Source organism: Jeongeupia chitinilytica, assembly GCF_014652315.1.
GTDB lineage: Bacteria > Pseudomonadota > Gammaproteobacteria > Burkholderiales > Chitinibacteraceae > Jeongeupia > Jeongeupia chitinilytica.
Map to the genome: position 1 here is coordinate 166,024 of NZ_BMYO01000004.1, position 21,572 is coordinate 187,595.

Consider the following 21,572-nt stretch of genomic DNA (forward strand, 5'->3'; position numbering starts at 1 on the left):
CGGCGCGGCGCAATCGGCTTAGCGCCCCTAGTCCGAAGTGACTAGGGGCAAGACGGAGGAAGTGATGCGCAACCTCGTGATCCTCGCCCACCCCCACCTCGGCGGCTCGGTCGTCCACGCCCGGCTGGCCGAAATGCTCGCCGAAACCGGCGACGTCTCGCTGCACCACGCCGACACGCTGATCTCTGAGGGCGCGCTCGACGTCGACGAGGAGCGCGAAGCCTGCACGCATGCAAGCCGGCTGGTGCTGCAGTTCCCGCTGTACTGGTTCGCGCCGCCGGCCTCGCTCAAGGTCTGGCTCGATGCCGTGCTCGACCCGGCGTGGGCACTGGCCGAGCCGAAGCCGCTGGCCGGCAGGACCCTGCAGGTCGTCGCCAGCTACGCCAGCCCGCGCTGGGGCGAGTCGGTGCCGTCGGTGCTGCTGCGGCCACTGATCGAAACCGCCCGCCTGTGCGGGATGCACTGGGCCGAGCCGCTGCTGCTCGACGTCGGCGAGGCCCCGCTGGCCGTCATCGATCCGTTTGCCGAGCGTTACCGCGCACTGCTCGACACCGTCCCCTGAAACGAGAGAACCCCGCCGAAGCGGGGTTCTGTTGTCGAAGTCGACCGATCAGCAGGGCATTTCGGCGTTCTTGCGTGCGAAATACCACCAGGTGATCGCCGCACACGACACGTAGAAGGCGATGAACACGTACAGCGCCGCCTCGGCCGCACCGGTCGCCTTCATCGAGAAGCCGAAGGTCTGCGGAATGATGAAGCCGCCGTAGGCGCCGATCGCGCTGATGAAACCGCCGGCCGCCGCCGACTCGCGAGCACCGTCGGCTTCGGCTTCCTTGATCGACGCGGCATCGCGACCCTTGGCTTCGCGCATCGCCAGTGTCGAGAAGATCGTCGGGATCATCCGGTACGTCGACCCGTTGCCGATCCCGGCCAGCAGGAACAGCGCGAGGAAGCACAGGAAGAAGCCCATGAAGCTGCCGGCGCCGCTGGCGCCCGGCAGGAAGGACAGCACGCCGAACACCGCGACCACCATGCCGACGAAGATGCCGAGCGTGACGCGCGCGCCGCCGACCTTGTCCGACACCATGCCGCCGATGGGGCGGATCAGCGCGCCGATCAAGGGGCCGATGAAGGCGACCCTGGTCGGATCGACTTCGGGGAACTGGGTCTTGGACAGCAGCATGAAGCCGGCCGAGAAGCCGATGAAGCTGCCGAAGGTGCCGAGATAGAGCCAGCACATCAGCCAGTTGTGCTTGCGCTTGAAGATCACCGCCTGCTCGGCGAACGAGGCCTTGGCCGATGCCAGGTCGTTCATGCCGAACCATGCAGCCAGCGTCGCGGCGACGACGAAGGGCACCCAGACGAAGGCGGCGTTCTGCAGCCAGATCTCGCCGCCGTTGGGCAGCGACTGCGGGTTGCCGCCGAAGGCACCGAACATGCCGACGGTGATCGCCAGCGGCATCACGAACTGCGCAATCGACACGCCGAGGTTGCCGAGACCGGCGTTCATGCCGTTGGCGTAGCCCTTCTGCGACTTCGGGAAGAAGTAGGCGATGTTGGCCATCGAGCTGGCGAAGTTGCCGCCGCCGAAGCCGGTCAGCAGCGCGATGATCAGCATCACCGGATACGGCGTGGTCGGATCCTGCACCGCATAGCCGAGCCAGATGGCCGGAATCAGCAAGGAGGCGGTCGAGATCGTCGTCCACTTGCGCCCGCCGATCATGGACGGCAGGAAGCTGTAGAAGATCCGCAGCGTGGCGCCCGACAGCGACGGCAGTGCAGTCAGCAGGAAGAGCTGGTCCTTGGTGTACGAGAAGCCCACCAGCGGCATCTTCAGCACCACGATGCTCCAGACGATCGAACACGAAAATGCGAGCAGCAGGCACGGAATCGAGATCCACAGATTGCGCTTGGCGATCCGCGACCCGGTTTCCTGCCAGAAGACCGGATCCTCGGGCTCCCAGCGTTTGATCAAGGCATTGGACATTGCGTTATCCCCGTTGGCGGGCGCCGGCGCGCCACATGTTTTGAACGGTAGTACATGTGCTCCGGCAAAGGAGCCATTGCACGCAATGTAGACCTGACCCTGCAATCGGACCATTCGCCATCGGTTCTGGGCCGGCCTGTCGAATGGACCGGCCCGGCTAGTCCTTTCGGACTAGGTTCGAGACCGGCGGCTCAACCCGGCTGGCCGTCGGCCCGCGCCTTCAGATAGATCGGCAGCGCCTGCGCCGCCCAGACCACGAAGGCCAGCAGCGCACCGAGGCCGGCGGCGGCGTGCAGCGCGAACTGCGCCTGCGGCCAGACTTCGCTGGCGACGCGCGCCAGTGCAACCCCATGCAGCAGCCAGTACGCGGTCCACGTCACCGCACCGGCCGCGAGCGGGCGGCCCGAATGCCCCATCGTCACCCGGGTGACGAAGCCGAGCAGCATGGTGGCGAAGAAGCCGATCGTCAGCGCATGCAGCGGCGCGAACGCGAACAGCGGCCGGCCCAGCGCGTCGGCGATGTCCTGCACGACGAACAGCAGCATGGCGACGCCGGCCCAGGCGAACGACGCGTGAAGCATCGCCAGCAGCCGGTTGCTGAACGACGCGAACAGCCGCCAGCGCCAGCTGGTGTACAGCAGCAGGCCGGCGAACAGCATATCGACCGCGACCGGGTTGAACTGCATCAGCACGAAACCGCCGTGCGCCCACGACAGCACGACAAAGGCGCCGAGCAGCCAGCCCGGTCGCCACGCGGTGTAGCCCGCAATCACGTTGGCCGAAAAGAACGGCACCATCCGGTGGCAGACGGCGAGGAACACCGGCAGCAGAAAGCCCCAGACGCCCAGCGTCACCGCGGGCTGGAAGGCTTCGGCAATGCCGAACCACGACACGCCGACCATGGTCATCAGCGCTACCGCGCCGAGGCCGAAAGCGAACGCCACCGCAGTCGCATGCTTCTTGTCCGGCGCACGGCTGGCGCGGATTCGGCCGATCCACAGGATCGTCGCGCCGACCCAGGCGATCCAGTGCATCGCATCGCCGAGCGACCAGGCGACCGGCCAGCGCAGTGCGATCAGCTGCAACACGGTGCCGGTGGTGTAGCCGAGGATTGCCGGCGCCCACGCGTTCAGCGGCGGCGGCGCCACGTTCAGCCATTTGGGCCCGGCGGTATAGATGAAGCCGAGCATGAACAGCGGAAAGAAGCCGAACAGCATCAGGTCGGCGTGCAGCCACATCACCGGAATCGCGCTGTGGGTCGAACCGCCGTGCAGGCGCATGACCATCTCGGCCGCCCACCACGCCAGCGCCAGTACGGCACCGAGGCCGCCGAAGAAGAATGCCGCGCGGTGCGGCGCGTCCCAGAGTCGGTTCATCGTCAGTCCTTGTGTGTGCGGCGCGCGGCCATGGTCCGGCCGATCCCGGCCATCTCGTCGGCACCGATCAGCCGTGTTGCATGCGGATAGAGTTCGCGCTCCTCGCGCGCCGCGTGCGCCGGGTAGTCGCGGGCGAAAGCGTTCACCTGATCCGCATCCAGCACCACCGCCCTGCCCGCCGCCAGCGCTTGCAGTGCAGGGCGCAAGGCCTGCCATTGCAACCCGAGCACATCGTGCTCGGCGGCAATGGCATCGACACGCCCCCGCAGCACCTCGTCGCCACGTTCACGCAGCCGCGGAAACAGGTCGTCGTCCTCATCCTGATGGTGCAAGGGTGCGGCGACGTCGAAGTAGCGCAGGATGGACGCGGCAGCGCGTGCCGCTTCGGCATCGGCACCGTGGATCGCGACATGGCCGGCCAGCTTCGGCAGCAGGCCGGCGTAATGCCGGACCCGGTCGTGGCAGGCGATCAGCATCGCGATCGGGGTATCGAATCCGACCGCGTCGGTGGCGAATGGATTGCGCACGGCTCTCTAAAGAAGCATTTTCAATACATCAATCATATCCGAACAATGCCGGCATGCAAGCCGGCATTTTCACTCCACGCCTGTTCAGACTGCGATCGCGTCGAAACGGCGCTGTGGTCGGGCGATCTCGTCCTGTGCGGCCACGAGCTGCAACTCGTATTCGCCGGCGGCATGCGTCGCCGCCATCACCGCGTCGACGGCGGCAAGGGTGTGCTCGAACGCCGTTTTCACATCGTCACCGGACAAGGTACGCGCGAGGAAAACGCCCGAGGTCAGGTCGCCGACGCCGACCGGCTGCCGGTCGAACGGATACAGCGGCCGGCGGCCGAGCCACGCTTCATTTGCCGATACCACCAGCATCTCGAACTGGTCGGCCGGCTTGCCGGCGTAGTCGAGGTGCTTGACCAGCACCAGCTTCGGCCCGCGCGCGATCAGGTCGCGGCAGGCGGCAAGCGCGTCGGCCAGGCTGTCGATCTCGCGACCGGCGAGCTTCTCGAGCTCGAGATGGTTCGGCGCCATGATGTCGGCCACCGCCGGCATGTGCTCGACCAGATACTGCTGGATGCCGGGCTGAACGACGCAGCCCTTCTCCGGATGGCCCATCACCGGATCACACAGGTAGACCGCCTGCGGATTCGCGGCCCTGACCTTGCGCACCGCCTCGATCACGTAGGCCGCCTGTTCCGGCGCGCCGAGGTAGCCCGACAGCACCGCGTCGCAGCGCTGCAGCTCGCCGATCGCGGCAATGCCGTCGACCAGTGCGGTGATCTGTGACGGCTCGAGCGGCTGTCCGGCCCAGCGGCCGTACTGGGTGTGGTTGGAGAACTGCACCGTGTTGACCGGCCAGACCTCGACCCCCAGCCGGCGCATCGGAAACACCGCCGCGCTGTTGCCGGCGTGGCCGTAGACGACGTGGGACTGGATGCTCAGGACGTGTTTCATGGGGACTCCCGCAATGCAAAAACCCGGCCTTGGAAGCCGGGCCTTATTCGCGTCAACTCGTGATAAAACCCGTTCAGTCGGTGAGCGAGCCAAAGCAGTTTGTGTCCGCCCGAAGCAAAGGAACCGGAATGGACACGAGTCCATGAGGATTCCGAGCATCGGACGGGCGCAAAATGCGCAGGCGCAGCCGCCGAATAAGCCGGTTTCAGTCCTGCCAGACGATCAGGCTGTAGTTCTTCTTGCCGCGGCGCAGCAGCGTATAGCGGCCGAACAGGCGCTCGCCATCGGCGAAGGCATGCTCGATCGACTCCGCCTTGGCGCCGTTGATCGCGACCGCGCCGCTGGTGATGAAGGTGCGCGCCTCGCTCTTCGATTTGGCCAGCTCGCCGGCAACGACGGCGTCGATCAGGCCGGTCTCTTTCGGCAGGCTCACCGTCGGCATGCCGTCGAGCGCCAGCTGCTCGAAGTCATCCTGCGTCAGCGACGCCAGGCTGTCGCTGAACAGCGATTGCGAAATCCGCTTGGCCGCGACCACCGCGTCGTCGCCGTGCACCAGCGCGGTCGCCGCCTCGGCGAGGATGCGTTGTGCTTCGGGCTTGCCGTCACGCGCCTTGTCGGCCGCTTCGATCGCGGCGATCTCGTCCATGCTCAGGAAGGTGAAGTAGCGCAGGAACTTGTAGACGTCGGCATCGGCGGTGCCAAGCCAGAACTGGTAGAACTTGTACGGCGACGTTTTTTTCGGATCGAGCCACACCGCGCCGCCTTCGGTCTTGCCGAACTTGGTGCCGTCGGACTTGGTCACCAGCGGCAGCGTCAGGCCGAACACCTGCTGCTGGTTGCGGCGGCGGGTCAGGTCGATGCCTGCCGTGATGTTGCCCCACTGGTCAGAGCCACCGATCTGCAGCCGGCAGCCATGGCGGCTGTTCAGCTCGACGAAGTCGTAGCCCTGCAGCAGGCTGTAGCTGAACTCGGTGAACGAAATGCCGCTCTCGTCGCGGTCGATCCGCTGCTGCACCGATTCCTTCTTGATCATCGCGTTGACCGAGAAGTGCTTGCCGATGTCGCGCAGGAAATCGAGCACATTCATCTGGCCGAACCAGTCGTGGTTGTTGGCCATGATCGCGGCATTGCTGCCGTCGAACGACAGGAACGGTTCGACCTGCTTGCGGATGTTCTCGACCCAGCCGGCGATCACGTCGGGGGTATTGAGCTTGCGTTCGGTCGCCTTGAAGCTCGGGTCACCGATCATGCCGGTGGCGCCGCCGACAAGGGCGATCGGCTTGTGGCCGGCGAGCTGGAAACGCTTGAGCACCAGCACCGGTACCAGATGGCCGAGGTGCAGGCTGTCGGCGGTCGGGTCGAAGCCGCAGTACAGCGTTACCGGGCCCTGTTCGAGCAGCGCGCCCAGCGCGTCGGTATCGGTCACCTGGGCAATCAGCCCGCGTTCTTGCAGTTGCTGGATCAAAGCTTGCGTGGACATCGTTTCTTCCTGGCGTGCGGCACGCGCGCTGGCGGGCCGGAAAAGACGCGCGCGCCGGTCACGCCGGCGCGCATTCACCCGCAATGATAAAGGCAGTCGCACCGTCGGTGCGCGGCCTTCGTGCACAAAGCACGCAAAATTGCGGTCATCCGCGCCGATCGGCCCCTGATCGCCCGCCGCAATGACAAAGGGCACGGAAAACCGTGCCCTTTGTGTGGACCGCACCGCGAATCAGATCGTCGCGGTGGCGATCAGCCGACGAATGTGGCCGAGCAGCTCGTCTTCCTGATACGGCTTGCCGAGGAAGACGTTGACGCCCAGTTCGAACGCGTAGTTCTTGTGCTTGTCGGCGGTACGCGACGTGATCATCACGATCGGCGTGTTGCGCGTGCCTTCGTTGTTGCGCACGTTGCGCGTCAGCTCGAAGCCGTCCATGCGCGGCATTTCGACGTCGACCAGCATCACCGCCGGGGTCACGTCCTGCAGCTGCTGCAGTGCGTCGACACCGTCCTTGGCGGTCACGACCTGGAAGCCTTCGCGCGCCAGCAGGCGCGAAGTGATCTTGCGCACGGTGAGCGAATCGTCGACGACCATCACCACCGGCGTGGTTTCGAGCTGCGCCGGCGCCGCTTCGACGCGCACGCCGGCCGCGGCAACCTCGCCGCGCGCCAGCAGTGCGATCGGATTCATGATCGGCACGATGTCGCCGTTGCCGAGCACCGTCGCCCCCGCCACACCGGGGATCCGCGCCAGCTGCGGGCCGATCGCCTTGACGACGACTTCCTGGTTCTTGATCAGCGCGTCGACGTGCAGTGCCATCCGCGCCGCACCGGCACGCAGCAGCAGCACGGTCGAGAAGCGCTTCTGCTCCGGCACGGTTTCGGCATCGCCGAGCAGGCGCGGGAAGTAGGCGAACGGGTAACTTCCGCCCATCCAGTGCTGCACCCGGGCCGCATACAGCTCGGCCAGCGGTGCCTGCTTGAGTTCCTGCACCTGCTCGATCATCACCGACGGGATCGCGAACTGGCGCTCGCCGGCCTTGACCAGCAGCACCTGCGTCACCGCCAGCGTCAGCGGCAGGTGGATCGTGAACGTCGTCCCCGCACCCGGCGTGCTGGCGACTTCGATGCTGCCGCCAAGGTTGCCGATCTCGTTCTTGACGACGTCCATGCCGATGCCGCGGCCCGACAGCTGCGTCACGTTGCTGGCTGTCGAGAAGCCCGGTTCGAAAATCAGCTGCGCCAGCGTGGTTTCCGAGACATCACTGCCCGGCGTAACCAAGCCCAGCGTTTCGCCCTTGCTGCGGATGCGGCCGTAATCGAGTCCCTTGCCGTCGTCCTTCAGCGTCAGCACCAGCTCGTTGCCTTCCTGACGGACTTCGACCAGCACTTCGCCGAACTCGGACTTGCCGGCGGCGAGGCGGGCGTCGCTGTCCTCGAGGCCGTGGTCGATCGCGTTGCGCAGCATGTGCTCGAACGGCGAGATCATTTTCTCGAGCACGCCGCGGTCGATTTCGACGCGGCCGCCCTTGAGTTCGAGGTTGACCTTCTTGCCGACTTCCTTGCCGGTCTGCCGCGTCAGCCGGTACAGCCGGTCCGAGACGCTGGCGAACGGCACCATGCGCACGCGCATCAGGCTCTGCTGCAGCTCGCGCGTCATCCGGCCCTGCGCGGTCAGCGCACCGGCCGAGTCGTCGAGGTTCTTCAGCAGGCTGTGCTGGATCGTCGCAACGTCGTTGACGCTTTCGGCGATGAAACGGGTGACTTCCTGCAGCCGGGTAAAGCGGTCGAACTCGAGCGGGTCGAAGTTGCCGTGGCTGTCCTCGATTTCGCGCGAGCGGGCCTGCATCTGGCTTTCGGCCTGGATTTCCAGTTCGCGCAGCTGGCCGCGCAGCCGGCCGACGTTTTCGGTCAGTTCCAGCAGCGAGCCCTTCAGCGACAGCATTTCGGCCTCGATCCGCGAGCGCGCGATCGCCACTTCGCCGGCCTGGTTGACGAGCTGGTCGACGAGTTCGGACTTCACCCGGATCGTCGTCTTTGCGTCGGGCTCGGTTGCGCCCAGCAGGAATTGCGGCGCGGCGGCCGGCTGTGCCTGCTCGGCAACGGCCTGTGGCTGTCCGCGACCGCACAGCGTGTCGTACAGCGACACGATGGCGTCGTAGTCGGTATCAAGCTCGTCGAGCAGCGCCACACCCGGTGTGCCGGTCGCAGCCAGCAGACGGCTTTCCATCCGGTGTGCGGCCTCGCCCAGGCGCATCGCGCCCGACATCCGCGCACTGCCCTTGAGCGTATGCAGCACGCGCTTGAGCGCGGCGTCGGCTTCGACGTCGTCCGGTTGCTCCCGCAGGCCGCGCAGTCGCGCCTCGAGTTGCGGCAACAGCTCGTCGGCCTCCTCGATGAAGATCGGCAGCAACTGGTCGTCGATATCGTCGACGACACCGATATCAAGTTCGTCACGCCGCTCGGGTTGCGTCGCCAGCAGCGCGGCAAACGGCGAATCGGCAACGGCGTCTTGGGCCGGTACCGCCAGCCCGTCGCTGTAGATCTCTTCGGCCAGCTCGGCGTCGATCGTCACCGCCAGATCCGCATCGAACCGGACGTCGTCGGCGTCCGGCGCAAGCGTTTCCGGTTCAGCCTCGACTAGTACTTCACCTTCAGGAGCAGGCAGTGGGTCGAATGTCGCGCTGGCGGCCACTTCAGGCATTTCGTCGCCAGCACCGATCACGTCGAATGTCACCGAATCGTCCGGTGCAACGGCCGTTCCGCTGGCGTCAAGCGCCGGCAGTGCCTCGACAGGCGAGCCGGCGGCAACGTCGTGAACGTCGTCGAATGCCGGCAGCGTCAACTCGAAGTGTTCGTCGTCCGCGATGACCGGAGCCAGCTCGGGCAGGGTGGCGATACCGTGATCGAGCAGACCGTCGAGGTCGAGCGTAAACCCGTCGTCGACAGGCAACACTTCGTCTGCGGGTGCGGCGTCCAGCGCAAGTATTTCATCGTCCCCCCCATCCCGTGTCGCCGCCACGAGAATGGCTTCGGCTTCGGCTTCGGCTTCGGCTCCGGCTTCGGCTTCGGCTTCGGCTTCGGCTTCGGCTTCGGCTTCGGCTTCGGCTTCGGCTTCGGCTTCGGCTTCGGCTTCGGCTGCAGTATCGACCACAGGCACCGCGGGTTCGTCGTCGAGCAAGAGCAATTCGATCTGTTCGTCGTCGGTCGGGGCTTCGACCGTCACGCCTTCGCCGTCGAGCAGCGGCAACTCGTTCAGCGCTTCGTCGGCCGCGACGGCCCCGGGCGGAGCGAAATCGAAGTTGACCGTGAGCAGCTCGTCGCGCAACGCGGCAAGCGTCGCCAGCGGCGTGGCCGGATCGGCAGGTGGCGCAAGCGCTACCACGGCCGCGAGCATCTCGCCGAGAAAGTCGATCGCGCCGTCGATCGCATCGGCATGGTACGACAGCTGCAAATCGAGCGACTGCAGGGCGTTTTCGATCGCGTAGGCCAGCTCGCCCATCGGCCGCAGCCCGGCGGTCGAAGCGATGCCGCCCAGCGTATGTGCGGCAAGTTCGACGTTGGCGCCCAGCGGCTCGCCACGACGCAGTGTCGCCTGACCCTCGCTCAGCGTTTCCATGTAGCGCTGTGCCTCGTCGCGGAACAGCGCGAACAGGGAGGCCGATACCGTAACGTCGCCGATGCGCACGTCGTCGGTTTCGTCGGTCTGGATTTCGACGACAGCAGCTTCCGGCACGACCGCTTCGGCCGCGCCAAGGCGCAATGCGTCGGCAGCAGCGATCAGGCCTGCCGCATCGACACGCGCGGAGCCGGTTTCGCCGAGTTCGCGCACCCAGCCGGCAAACGCGTCATGCGCGTCGGCGACCAGCGCCAGCAACGCCGGCGAAGCGGGAACTTCGTCCTGCAGCCACTTGTTCATGACCTGTTCGACGGCCCAGGCAACGTCGCCCAGATTCGTCAGCCCGACCATGCGCCCGCTGCCCTTGAGCGTGTGGAAACCACGGCGGATCACCGTCATCGCATCACGGTCGCCCGGGAAGGCGCGGCAGCGTTCGAGCTGGCCGGCAATCGTCGCGAGAACTTCGACAGCCTCTTCGAGGTAGACGTCGAGCAACTCGGCGTCGATCGCATCGTCGGTCTGCGGCAGCGAGCGGACTTCGGCCGGCTCGGACGCCGGCGCGGCGGCAGCGGCGACCAGCGGCAGTTCGACCTCGAGCACCTGCTCGACCGGCGCCTCCTCCAGCGGTACATCGCCACAAAGTCGGGCCAGCGACGCGGCGATCAGCCGGTCCGGATCCGGGCGGCCTGCTTCGATCGCATCGATATAGAAACCAAGACTGGAGAACGCCTCGGCCAGCTCTTCGAGGGCCTGCGGTTCCGGAACGTGTTCACCGAGTGCGTAATCGCCGATGCGCTGACGACACACTTCGAGCAGCCGGACCGCCTTGTCGCATTCGAGCATCGCCAGCGCGCCCAGCGTCTGGCGCAGGCTTGGCTCAAGCGCCGCCAGGCCATCGTGCTGCTGCGGGGCACGGAAATAGGCGTCGAGCACTTCCTCGACATGGCGAAGATTGCTGCGCATTTCCTGCGCCAGCTGTGCACGCAACAGGCGTTCCTGCGCCTGCTGGCTGATGGTGTCCAGATGCGGCACTTCGCCGTCGCGGCCCGGCTCGGCCAGTCGCGCTACCATGGCCGCAACCTGCTCGGCAAAGTCGCCGGCCTGACGCGGATAGTTGGCCAGCGCATTGTCGACCAGCAGCAGCGCCGTCGCCATTTCCAGCGCATCGGCCTCGATCACGCCGGCTTGCGCATAGTGCCGGCACGCGGCGAGCATGGCGTCCCACAGCGTGGCCAGCCCGTCGATCTGCAGCGGTACGCTCGCCGCCGCCAGTCGTGTCAGTTCGGCCTGCAGCGCCGGCAGGCGCTCCTGCTGCCCGGCGGCGGTACGCGACCAGATTTCGCGCGCCGTGCCGAGCTCGTCGCGCAGCGAACCGGCCAGCCCGATCAGGGCTTCGCCCTCCGGCGAGAGCCCGGCATTGTCGTCCGGCAGCAGCGCGCCAAGCTCGAAGGCCTGTTGCAGGCGCCGGGCCAGCGGACTCGGTGCATCCGCGACGGCCAGCACATACAGCAGGTCGCGGAACAGCCGCTCGGCAACCTTGGTCGAGCCGTCGGCCAGTCGCCGGAGCTGCAGGTTCAGCCGCATCAGCAGCTGCTTGACGTCGACATCGCTACCCGCCGGCAACGACTCGGTCACCGCTGCGGCACTCCACCAGAACACCCGCGCCAGACCGCCGGGTTGTACACCGGCGAGTTCGGCAAGGGCGCGGCCCATTTGCGATGTCGCGGCAGCATCGCCCCGAATCCAGCGCAGCAAGCCCGATTCGTAACGGCTGCGCTGCTGCCGCACGAAGGCATCACGCTCGGCAACCGCAAGGCTGCGCTGCGGCAGACCGTCCGGCAGGGCCAGTTCGCCCAGCCGTGGGTAAAACAGGTCGACGCCGCCCGCTGCCCCGCCGCGTACCGCCGCGAGTTCGGCAAACCGCGGAGCCAGATATAGCGGTACGTTGGCAGCGCCAGCGGCAAGGCGCTCGAGGAAGCGCACGGCTTCCTGGATCGCCGACTGGGCCAGCGGCAACGCGTCGTCTCCGGCTTCACCCGCAGCGACTTTGGCAATCAGCTGTTCGATTTCTTCGCAAAAACGGGCCAGCCCGTCGAGTTCGACCATCTGCAGCGCGCCGAAACACTGGTGCAGGTGGGTTTGGGCATGCTTGAGCAGCGCCGCGTCGGGCTCGGAGCGGAACTGGCTGAGAGCGTCGGCCGCGCGCGACAGCGTCTGGTCGATTTCGCTCTTCACCCAGACCAGCGAGCCGCGGTCAAATTCGGTATGAACGCTCATGGCGGGTTCTCTTCGTCTTGGCCCGGCGAATCGGGCAGGGGCGGGGGCCGACCGGCCCCCGTGTCAGGCAGGGGCGATCAGGCGAGCTTGAAGCCGGATACGGAGTCCTTCAGGTCCTGCGCAAGGCCGGACAGCTGGCCGACGATTTGCGCCGATTGCTGCGTACCGGTGGAGGTCTGTTCGGTGATGGCAAGAATGTCGCGCATCGAGGCGTTCACGCGCGCCGCCAGACCGGTCTGGTCTTCGGTCTCGTGTGCGATCGACTCGATCAGTCGGGCCAGTTCGCCGGTCACTCGGCGGATTTCCGACAGCGCGGCACCGGCGGCGTCGGACAGCTTGGCGCCTTCGACCACGCCCTGCGTCGACACTTCCATGGCCGCCACGGCGTCATGCGTGTCGGTCTGAATGGTCTTCACGATCGCACCGATCTGCTTGGTTGCTTCGGCCGAACGTTCCGCAAGTCGCTGGACTTCCTCGGCCACGACCGAGAAACCGCGGCCTGCTTCACCTGCGGCTGCAGCCTGGATCGCCGCATTCAGCGCCAGCACGTTGGTCTGTTCGGTAATGTCCGAAATCAGTTCAACGATTTCACCGATCTCCTGCGAACTCTCACCCAGCCGCTTGATCCGCTTCGCGGTTTCCTGGATCTGCTCGCGGATTTCGTTCATGCCCTTGATCTGGTTCTGTACCGCATCCGAGCCCTTTTCCGCCGCAAGCAGCGAAGCCTGCGCCACGTCGGCCGATTCGGCGGCGTTGCCCGACACGCCCTGGATCGAGCGGACCATCTGTTCGACGGTGCCGGTGGTATCGGCAATTTCATTCGACTGGCGCTCGGCCGCGGCCAGCAGTCCGCTGGTCACGCCCTGCGCATCGTTGGTCGCGCTGGTAACCTGCTCGGTAGCGCGGTTGATCTCGGTAATCAGCGCCCGCAGCTCTTCGATCGTGTAGTTGACCGAGTCGGCGATCGCGCCGGTCAGGTCTTCGGTCACCGATGCACGGACTGTCAGGTCACCGTCGGCGAGGTCGGCCATTTCGTTCAGCAGCCGCAGAATCGCCTCCTGGTTCCGCTTGTTCTCGCCTTCCGATGCGACACGGCGGCGAACGGCTTCCTGGTTGAATACGCGGACCAGCAGGTACAGCGACAGCAGCGCCACGCCGATCAGGGCCAGTTCCAGCACCGAGGTCAGCACGCCGCCGACCTTGTTTTCATACGCGTCGGCCAGTGCAACGGTGTCCTTCAGCAGCGGTTCCGAATCGCGGACGATCGCCTGGTTGGCCAGACGGGTATTCACCAGCGGCTGCATGTTCTTCGAGAATGCGCTCACGACGATCTCGAAGTCGTGGAACAGCGCACGGATTTCGCCGAGCTTGTCGACGAGCGCCGAGCTCGAAACCGCGCGAATCTGCAGCTCGTCGCTGCCGTCATTGAAACCCTTGAGGATGTCCGAGAACGTCGACACGTCCTTGCCGAGCAGGAACACCACCTCCGGATTGATCAGCTCGCCGGCCAGCATCGCATTGGCGTTCTTGGCCATCCGCTGGCTCAGCATCGACAGCTGGTTCGCGTAGTCGAGCTCGCGGATGTTGCCACCGGTTTCGCCCAGCATCGACGTGAACTGCTGCGTCAGTTCGAGCAGTTTGGCGTCGTTGGTATTGATGCCGTTGACGCTCTTGCCGACGGAGATCAGCGCGCCCTTCTGCTTGAGGATGGTATCGACGCTCGGATGGCTCTGGCCCGGTGCGTAGGTCGCCACCCAGGTCTTGTCGATGCTGTCGAGCAGGTCGCTCGGGCCCGCGCCGAACAGGCCGAAGAACGCGCCTCCCCGCTTGAGCGTATCGAGGTTGTCACCGAATTTCTTGTACGAATCGGCCAGCACCGTAAACGCATCGGCGTTGCCCTGAACCGCCTGGGTCGATGCCCGGGCGATCCGCTGCGACAGCATCTGCATTTCGGTCGCAACCGAACGGCGTTCCGCGTCGCGGCTCGACGACTGGAACGACAGGAAGGCGACGATCGCGAACAGGCCGACCGAACCGATCAGCGCCAGCAGGAAGATCGCCATTTGCTGCCGGCTTGGCAGGTGGCCGACCAGCGGCACCGGCTTGAGCACGCGCGCCTCGTCAACGTCGGGCAGACGGATTTTTTCGAGGATCCACGTCGTTTTCAGCGACTCGTATCCCTTGCCGGCCTGCGCCCCGGTCTTCTTGCCAAACAGGTTTTTCAGGCGATCCAGTTTCAAGGCCATGATGCGCGTCTCTTCCCGTATTCCGATCGTTATCTGTTATTGCCCGGCCTGCAGGAAGCCGGGATCGCTGGCGAGGGCAGCCACGTCAAGCGCGAGCCAGCGCTGTCCGGCGGCATCTCGGTAAACGGTGGACGCACGCGGATGCGACGTGTCGTCCACACTCAGGTCAGACAGATGCTTGAGGCCGAGCATGCGCTCGACCAGCACTGCCGAATGCAGGATGTGTTTGGGGTGTAGCAGCACGAGGCGGGCCAGCGGCGAAGCGATCAGCGCCGCGCCGCCGAAAAAGGCCGACAGGTCGGACACGCTGACCAGATTGCCGCGCATGTTGGCGACGCCCTTGAACCAGGGCTGTGACAGCGGCAGCGGCGATACCGGCGGTACCGGCATGACCTCTGCAACGTCGGCGAGATCGACCAGCCAGTTGTCCTGGCCGATGCGGATCCCCAGACGGGTGTTGACCTGGGCGGTCGCCGCGGCGCTCTTGAGCCGGGCTACCACCCCTTCCTGATACTCGCGCAGGCTGATCCGCTTGGCCATGACCGACTCCGTTTACAGCGCGGCGATCTTGCCGAGCAGTTCTTGCGGATCGACCGGCTTGACCACGTACTCGGCCGCGCCCTGACGCTTGCCCCAGACCTTGTCGGTTTCCTGGTTCTTCGACGTGCACATGATCACCGGAATGTGGCTGGTCTCGGCGTCGCGGGTAATCGTGCGCGTGGCCTGAAAGCCGTTCATGCCGGGCATGACCACGTCCATCAGGATCAGGTCGGGCATCAGTTCCTTGACCCGCGCCACCGCGTCTTCGCCCGATTCGGCGGTCACGATGGTGAAACCGTTTTTGGTCAGCAGTTCACCGAGAAAATGGCGTTCGGTCGGCGAGTCGTCGACGATCAGGATTTTTTTGATGGCCATGGCGTTGGGGTTCGCTTTTGTATGACGGATAAGGGAAAGGAGGAAATCAGCGCTGCTGCACGTGCTCGCCGACGGCGGCCAGCAGGCTGTCCTTGGTAAACGGTTTGGTCAGGTACTCGTCGGAGCCAACCATGCGGCCGCGTGCACGGTCGAACAGGCCGTCCTTGCTCGACAGCATGATCACCGGCGTGGCCTTGTAGCGCGGATTCTTCTTGATCAGCGAGCAGGTCTGGTAACCGTCGAGGCGGGGCATCATCACGTCGACGAAAATCAGCTGCGGCTGGTGATCGCTGATCTTGGCCAGCGCATCGAACCCGTCTTCGGCGAGGATGACTTCGCACCCGGCCTGGCCGAGAAAGATTTCGGCACTGCGGCGGATGGTGTTGCTGTCATCAATCACCATCACCTTGACCCCGGCGAGTTCCGACATGGTGCTCCTCCCTGCGGGCCGCGCGTGCGCGGCGACCCTTTTTATTCGCTCCGGCGAACGACGCGCACGGAATTTCGTACGCACGATCATACCGGCGGAGTTTTGCATGCACCAAGCCCGGCCGGAAAAAGCCGGAAAGCCGACGTTTAAATCAGACAACCCTGATTTTGCGGGGAGACTGCGGCGGACGCCCCCGCCGGCGCAGCAGCAAAAAAGAAACCCCGGCCCAAGGGGAGAATGACCGGGGTATACATACGCCCCGGCGCGAAGCCGGGGCACCCGCTCAGGGAGGAAAAGCGGGAGGTGCAGGGGCGCACCTAGCTTTCAAGATAGAAAGGTAACCCTAAAGCGCAAGGCGATTCAGACGCCGTCCGTCGATCCAATGCCACCGGCATGGTCATCCCCGGCCGCCACATCCTGCTGCGCCGCGGCAAACCACGTACCGACAATCTGTTCGACCTGCTCCACCCCCTGCTTCTTCAAGCTGGAGAACAGCTGGACGGTGACGCGCGGGTCGCCCTTGAACTCGGCCTCGACCGTTCGCAGCGTCTTGATTTTCTCCTGGTTGCTCAGCTTGTCCGACTTGGTCAGCAAGCAATGCACCGGCTTGCCGGTCGGCAGGAACCAGTCGAGCATGCGCCGGTCGCGCTCGGTCAGCGGCCGGCGCGCATCCATGATCAGCACCAAGCCGATCAGGTTGTCCCGGTTGACCAGGTAGTGGCCAAGCAGCTTTTCCCAGTGGGCCCGGACATTGGCCGGCACCTCGGCATAACCGTAGCCGGGCAGGTCGACCAGACGCCTTTCGTTGCCGAAATCGAAATAATTGATGTGCTGGGTACGGCCCGGGGTCTTGGAGACAAAGGCCAGCCGGGTATGATTGGCCAGCGTGTTGATCGCGCTGGATTTACCGGCATTGGATCGGCCGGCGAACGCGACTTCGAGCCCCTCCTGGGGCAGCGCGGACAGATCGTTGACGGTGGTGAGGAACTGCAAACCGCGGAACAGCGACATAGGTATTTTGTTTGGTAAAAAGTCTTGTTATAGAATAGCAGGATTTGGTTTCAAACCGGCGCCAAGAGCCGGGGACCGCTATCGCTTGAGGGAGCAGAGCTATGCGCAGCGCGCCTGTCGCAGCATTCGTTGCAGCAGCATTGTGGTTGGCCACACCGGCTGCCTATGCAGATCAACCCAAGGTCGATATCGCCGCGGGCAAACAGAAGGCCGAAACGGTCTGTGCCGCCTGTCACGGTGTCGACGGCAACAGCGTGGCGTCGACCTACCCGCGCCTGGCCGGCCAGCACGAGCAGTATTTGTACAAACAGTTGACCGAGTTCAAGACCGGCAAGCGCAACAACCCGGTGATGCTCGGCATGACCGCGACGCTGACCGACGCCGACATGCGCAATGTCGCCGCCTACTATGCCAGCCAGCAGCCGAAGGCGCTCGGCGCGTCGGACAAGACCCAGATCGAAGCCGGCAAGAAGATCTATCGCGGCGGCGTCGCCCAGACCGGGCTGCCGGCCTGTATGGCCTGCCACGGCCCGGCCGGCTCGGGCATTCCGGTTCAGTACCCGCGGGTCTCGAGCCAGCATGGCGCCTACATCGAGGCCCAGCTGAAGGCCTTCCGTTCCGGCGAGCGCAAGAACAACAGCGTGATGACCCAGGTTGCCAAGAAGATGAGCGACGACGAGATCAAGGCCGTCGCCCAGTACATGCAGGCACTGAACTGAGTGCGCAGCCGGTGAACCTTTACCGGCATTCACTCACCAAGAGGGGCGGCCATCGCCCCTTTTTTGCTTTATGACTACGAAAAAATCCCCCCGTCACCATCCGGCCCCGTTCGGCCGGGCGCTCTTCGAGCTGTTCTCGTCGATGCGCTTCGCCATCAGCCTGCTGACCGTGCTGTCGATCGCGTCGGTCATCGGCACTGTGCTGAAGCAGAACGAACCCTACGTCAATTACCGCTTCGAATTCGGCGACTTCTGGTTCCGCATCTTCGAGCCGCTGGGGCTGTTCGACGTCTACCACACCAGCTGGTTTCTGCTGCTGCTCGCCTTCCTCATGCTGTCGACGTCGCTGTGCATCTGGCGCCACGTACCCGGCATGCTGCGCGACATCCGCGGCTGGCGCGAAAAGGCCGGGCGCAGTTCCTTGCGGCTGATGGCGCATCACGCCGAGGCGGACGGTGAAGCCAACCGTGAGCACGTCCTTGCCCACCTGACGCAGAGCGGCTTCCGCTTCCGGATCCGCGAACACGACCGGGTCTGGCAGGTCGCCGCCAAGCGCGGCGCCTGGCAGAAGCTCGGCTACCTGTTCGCCCACGCGGCCATCGTGGTGATCTGTATCGGCGGTCTGCTCGACGGCAACCTGCCGCTCAAGCTGATGGAGCTCGCCGGCTACAAGGCCCCCGAGACCCGCGACATGCCGCAGGGCCAGGTGCCCGAGATCAGCCGCCTCAGCGCGTCCAACCTGTCGTTCCGCGGCAACGTGACCGTTCCCGAAGGCGCGGCGGCCGACGTGGTGTTCCTGAACGCCGGCAAGGGCTATTTCGTCCAGGAGCTGCCGTTCGCGATCCGGCTCAAGGCTTTCCACGTCGACTACTACACCACCGGCCAGCCCAAGCGCTTCGCCTCGGACATCGACATTCTCGACCGCCAGAGCGGCAAGATCCGCCAGAGCGGCACCGTCGAGGTCAACAAACCGATGGTCGTCGACGGCGTCGCGATCTATCAGGCCAGCTTCGGCGACGGCGGTTCGCCGCTGAGCTTCGCCCGCTGGGATCTCGGCAACGGCAGTGCGGCACCGCTTGATGCCCGCTCGCAGGCCAGCAGTGCGTTGACCATCGCCGGCCAGCCGTACACGCTCGAAACCGGCGACCTGCGTGTCTTCAACATCGAGAACCTCGGCAAGACCGAATCGCAGCAATCGGCGGTCACGGTCAACAAGTTCGAACAGGCGCTGTCGCAGGCCGCCAGCGTCAAGGGCGAACACAACCTGCGCAACCTCGGCCCTTCGGTACAGTTCAAGCTGCGCGATGCCACCGGCCAGGCGGTCGAGTACCTGAACTATCTGGCGCCGCAGCCGCTGGACGACCACCTGTACCTGGTCACCGGCATGCGCCGCGAAGTGGCACAGCCATTCACGTTCATCCGCATGCCGCTCGACACGGAAGGCAAGGTCGACACCTTCATGCGCGTGCACCATGCGCTGCTCGATCCGCAGCAGTATCCGGCCATCGCCAAGGCCACCGCCGACGCGGCCTTCCGCGACGGTGCATTCTCGGCGACGAACCGTGCCCAGTTCGCCGAAGTCACCCGGAGCGTACTGACCCAGTTCGGCAGCGGCGGCTTCCCGGCGCTCGAGCGCTTCCTCGACGGCAAGGTGCCGGCCGAACAGCGCCAGACCGTTGCGCAGACCTATCTGAAGATTCTTCAGGGTGCGGCGGTCGAGGCCTTTGCACAGGCCCAACGTCAGGCCGGCCTGGCGCCGCTACCGATGGACGAGACCAACTACCGCTTCCTGATGGACAGTCTCGTCGCAACCAGCAATCTGTTCGATTACGGCCCGGCGGTGTACCTGCAGCCGACCGGCTTCACCCAGGTCCAGGCCAGCGGCTTCCAGCTGACGCGCTCGCCGGGCAAGACCGTCGTCTACCTCGGCTCGGTCCTGCTGGTGATGGGCATCTTCTGCATGTTCTACATCCGCGAGGAGCGGCTGTGGGTCCGGCTCGAAGCCGGCAGGACGCTGATCGCGATGACCAGCAACCGCCGCAACGCCGATCTTGACCATGCCTTTGCTGCGCACCGCGCAGCGCTTCTACCCGAGTCCGCGCCCGGCGCGATGCCCAAGCCCAAGCCGGCGGCAACGCCGGACGGAGAACCGACATGACCACCCTCCCCGCCAAACGCCCGGTCGGCGCCATCGCGTTCACCGCACTGGTGCTGGTCGCCGCGATGATCAGCTTCAGCCGCTATCGCGGTGCCATGGACTATTACGAGCAGGGCATCCTGTTCGCCTGCGCCGCCGGCCTGATCTGGTTCGGCCGCTTCTGGCCGGCGATGCAGCGCTTCCTGCCGCTCTGCGGCGCGATCGCGCTCGCCGCCATCGAACTGTACGACCGCAATCTCGCACGCGGCGGCAGCAACTTCTTCCTCAAGTACCTGCTCACCAGCCAGTCGCTGGTGATGTGGATGTGCGTGCTGTTCTTCCTGGCCACGCTGATGTACTGGATCGGCCTGTTGCGTCGCAGCGCCAGCAGCCTCTCGATCGCCTCCGGCCTGACCTGGGCCGCCGCAACCGCGTCGCTGAGTTCGAGCCTGGTGCGCTGGTACGAGGGCTATCTGATCGGCCCGGACGTCGGTCACATTCCGGTGTCGAACCTGTACGAAGTCTTCGTGCTGTTCTGCCTGATCACCGCGCTGATGTACCTGTACTACGAAGCGCGCTTCGCCGCACGCAGCATGGGTGCGTTCGTGCTGCTGGTGATCAGCGCCGCGGTCGGCTTCATTCTCTGGTATTCGTTCGACCGTGGCGCCCACGAAATCCAGCCGCTGATTCCGGCGCTGCAGTCGTGGTGGATGAAGATCCACGTGCCGGCCAACTTCGTCGGCTACGGCGCCTTCGCCATTGCCGCCATGCTCGGCCTTGCCCAGCTGCTGGTTTCACGCGGGATACTGGCCAGCAGGCTGCCAAGCTACGACACCCTGGGCGAAGTGTCCTACAAGGCCATCGCCATCGGCTTCCTGTTCTTCACGATCGCCACCATCCTCGGCGCCATGTGGGCTGCCGATGCTTGGGGCGGCTACTGGAGCTGGGACCCGAAGGAAACCTGGGCGCTGATCGTCTGGCTGAACTACGCCGCCTGGCTGCACGTCCGCTTGGTCAAGGGCTGGCGCGGCAACGTGCTGGCGTGGTGGTCGGTCATCGGTCTGCTGGTCACCACCTTTGCCTTCCTCGGCGTCAACATGTTCCTCTCGGGGTTGCACTCGTACGGCGGCCTGTAAACCGTCGCCCCGCCGAGAAGCCCGCGCCATGCGCGGGCTTTTTCTTGCGCTCGATACAACACTGCGCGAGCACGTTCACACGCATGTAGTCCGTAAGCCTATGCTACGAAAATGCGCGATCCGGGCCCGAACCGGCCGCGCGACTTTCACCGCGATGCAGGCCGGGGGAGGACACATGGACACGACGATTTACCACAAGACCGCCAAGGCCCAGCAGGAACTGGCGACGCGCAGCGACCTGCTCAGCTTCAAGGCGCGGCAGGTGCTGATCATGATCGACGGCCAGCGCGACGTCGCCGCGCTGCGACAGCTTGCGCCGGCCACCGACGTCGATGCCACGCTGGCGCGCCTGCGCGAACTGGCGCTGATCGCCGAACAAACCGGCGCCCCGCTGACCGCGCCCGCACGTGCCGCCGGCGGTCATGACCTGCCGGCCGCGGAACGGCTGGCGCGGGTTCACGCGCTGGTGCAGGAAAGCAGCCGCAACTACCTCGGTGAAAACTGGCTGGCCCGATTCGATGCGGCCTTCGCCACCCTCGGCGGAACCGGCGCCCTCGAACAGCTGCTCGAGGACTGGCAAACGGCGCTGCGCCGCTCCGGCCACCGCAGCATCGCGGATCGGGTACTGCGCGAAATCCGTTCCGTGCTGGCTTGATTCTTTCCATCAAAGTCAACAATCAATCGGATCAGCCACGCCCCCGTTCTGATGCGCCGGCCGCTCGACCAGCAGTGATGGCGGCAACGTTGTAATATATTCGTCAGAATTTCAGC

16 protein-coding genes are annotated in these 21,572 nt (G+C 65.4%); 5 read left to right on the forward strand and 11 right to left on the reverse strand.

Annotation, left to right across the window (positions count from 1 at the left end):
• Positions 1–64: 64 nt before the first annotated feature.
• Positions 65–562 (forward strand): NAD(P)H-dependent oxidoreductase, encoded by a 498-nt coding sequence (locus IE097_RS08665; protein ID WP_189459882.1) that lies wholly within the window; start codon positions 65–67, stop codon positions 560–562.
• A 48-nt stretch (positions 563–610) separates the two neighbouring features.
• On the opposite strand, the gene IE097_RS08670 is transcribed toward IE097_RS08665, so the two are convergent.
• The 11 genes from IE097_RS08670 to yihA form a co-directional block, all read right to left on the reverse strand.
• Positions 611–1,987: a NarK family nitrate/nitrite MFS transporter gene (locus IE097_RS08670; protein ID WP_189459883.1), complete on the reverse strand. Its 1,377-nt coding sequence runs from the start codon at positions 1,985–1,987 to the stop codon at positions 611–613.
• A 191-nt stretch (positions 1,988–2,178) separates the two neighbouring features.
• Positions 2,179–3,363, reverse strand: a complete 1,185-nt coding sequence (locus IE097_RS08675) for an NnrS family protein (protein WP_189459884.1) — start codon at positions 3,361–3,363, stop codon at positions 2,179–2,181.
• Positions 3,364–3,365: 2 nt separating this feature from the next.
• Positions 3,366–3,890, reverse strand: coding sequence for a hemerythrin domain-containing protein (locus IE097_RS08680; RefSeq protein WP_229797501.1), 525 nt, complete (start codon positions 3,888–3,890; stop codon positions 3,366–3,368).
• Between the two features lie 84 nt (positions 3,891–3,974).
• Positions 3,975–4,832: a pyridoxal kinase PdxY gene (gene pdxY / locus IE097_RS08685; protein ID WP_189459885.1), complete on the reverse strand. Its 858-nt coding sequence runs from the start codon at positions 4,830–4,832 to the stop codon at positions 3,975–3,977.
• Positions 4,833–5,037: 205 nt separating this feature from the next.
• Positions 5,038–6,312 (reverse strand): tyrosine--tRNA ligase, encoded by a 1,275-nt coding sequence (tyrS, locus tag IE097_RS08690; RefSeq protein ID WP_189459886.1) that lies wholly within the window; start codon positions 6,310–6,312, stop codon positions 5,038–5,040.
• A gap of 231 nt (positions 6,313–6,543) precedes the next feature.
• The gene (locus tag IE097_RS08695; protein WP_189459887.1) at positions 6,544–12,207 is read right to left on the reverse strand and encodes a hybrid sensor histidine kinase/response regulator; all 5,664 of its coding nucleotides are present in this window, start codon (positions 12,205–12,207) and stop codon (positions 6,544–6,546) included.
• 77 nt (positions 12,208–12,284) lie between these two features.
• Positions 12,285–14,453: a methyl-accepting chemotaxis protein gene (locus IE097_RS08700; protein WP_189459888.1), complete on the reverse strand. Its 2,169-nt coding sequence runs from the start codon at positions 14,451–14,453 to the stop codon at positions 12,285–12,287.
• A gap of 36 nt (positions 14,454–14,489) precedes the next feature.
• Complete coding sequence (locus IE097_RS08705) at positions 14,490–14,993, reverse strand: chemotaxis protein CheW (RefSeq protein WP_189459889.1); 504 nt, start codon at positions 14,991–14,993, stop codon at positions 14,490–14,492.
• A gap of 12 nt (positions 14,994–15,005) precedes the next feature.
• The gene (locus IE097_RS08710) at positions 15,006–15,368 is read right to left on the reverse strand and encodes a response regulator transcription factor (protein ID WP_189459890.1); all 363 of its coding nucleotides are present in this window, start codon (positions 15,366–15,368) and stop codon (positions 15,006–15,008) included.
• A gap of 46 nt (positions 15,369–15,414) precedes the next feature.
• Positions 15,415–15,798, reverse strand: coding sequence for a response regulator (locus IE097_RS08715; protein WP_189459891.1), 384 nt, complete (start codon positions 15,796–15,798; stop codon positions 15,415–15,417).
• 360 nt (positions 15,799–16,158) lie between these two features.
• Positions 16,159–16,809, reverse strand: a complete 651-nt coding sequence (gene yihA, locus IE097_RS08720; RefSeq protein WP_189459892.1) for a ribosome biogenesis GTP-binding protein YihA/YsxC — start codon at positions 16,807–16,809, stop codon at positions 16,159–16,161.
• A gap of 101 nt (positions 16,810–16,910) precedes the next feature.
• Here yihA and IE097_RS08725 point away from each other — a divergent pair, with 101 nt between their 5' ends.
• The 4 genes from IE097_RS08725 to IE097_RS08740 all read left to right on the forward strand — a co-directional run bounded on the left by IE097_RS08725 (position 16,911) and on the right by IE097_RS08740 (position 21,456).
• Positions 16,911–17,528 carry a c-type cytochrome gene (locus tag IE097_RS08725; RefSeq protein ID WP_189459893.1) on the forward strand — a complete coding sequence of 206 codons (618 nt, stop codon included), beginning with the start codon at positions 16,911–16,913 and terminating at the stop codon, positions 17,526–17,528.
• A gap of 70 nt (positions 17,529–17,598) precedes the next feature.
• A complete protein-coding gene (locus IE097_RS08730; protein ID WP_189459894.1) occupies positions 17,599–19,686 on the forward strand; it encodes a cytochrome c biogenesis protein ResB in 2,088 nt (695 codons plus the stop codon).
• Complete coding sequence (gene ccsB, locus IE097_RS08735; protein WP_189459895.1) at positions 19,683–20,801, forward strand: c-type cytochrome biogenesis protein CcsB; 1,119 nt, start codon at positions 19,683–19,685, stop codon at positions 20,799–20,801. Before IE097_RS08730 ends, ccsB begins: the two co-directional genes overlap by 4 nt.
• A gap of 175 nt (positions 20,802–20,976) precedes the next feature.
• The gene (locus tag IE097_RS08740) at positions 20,977–21,456 is read left to right on the forward strand and encodes a hypothetical protein (RefSeq protein ID WP_189459896.1); all 480 of its coding nucleotides are present in this window, start codon (positions 20,977–20,979) and stop codon (positions 21,454–21,456) included.
• Positions 21,457–21,572 lie beyond the last annotated feature (116 nt).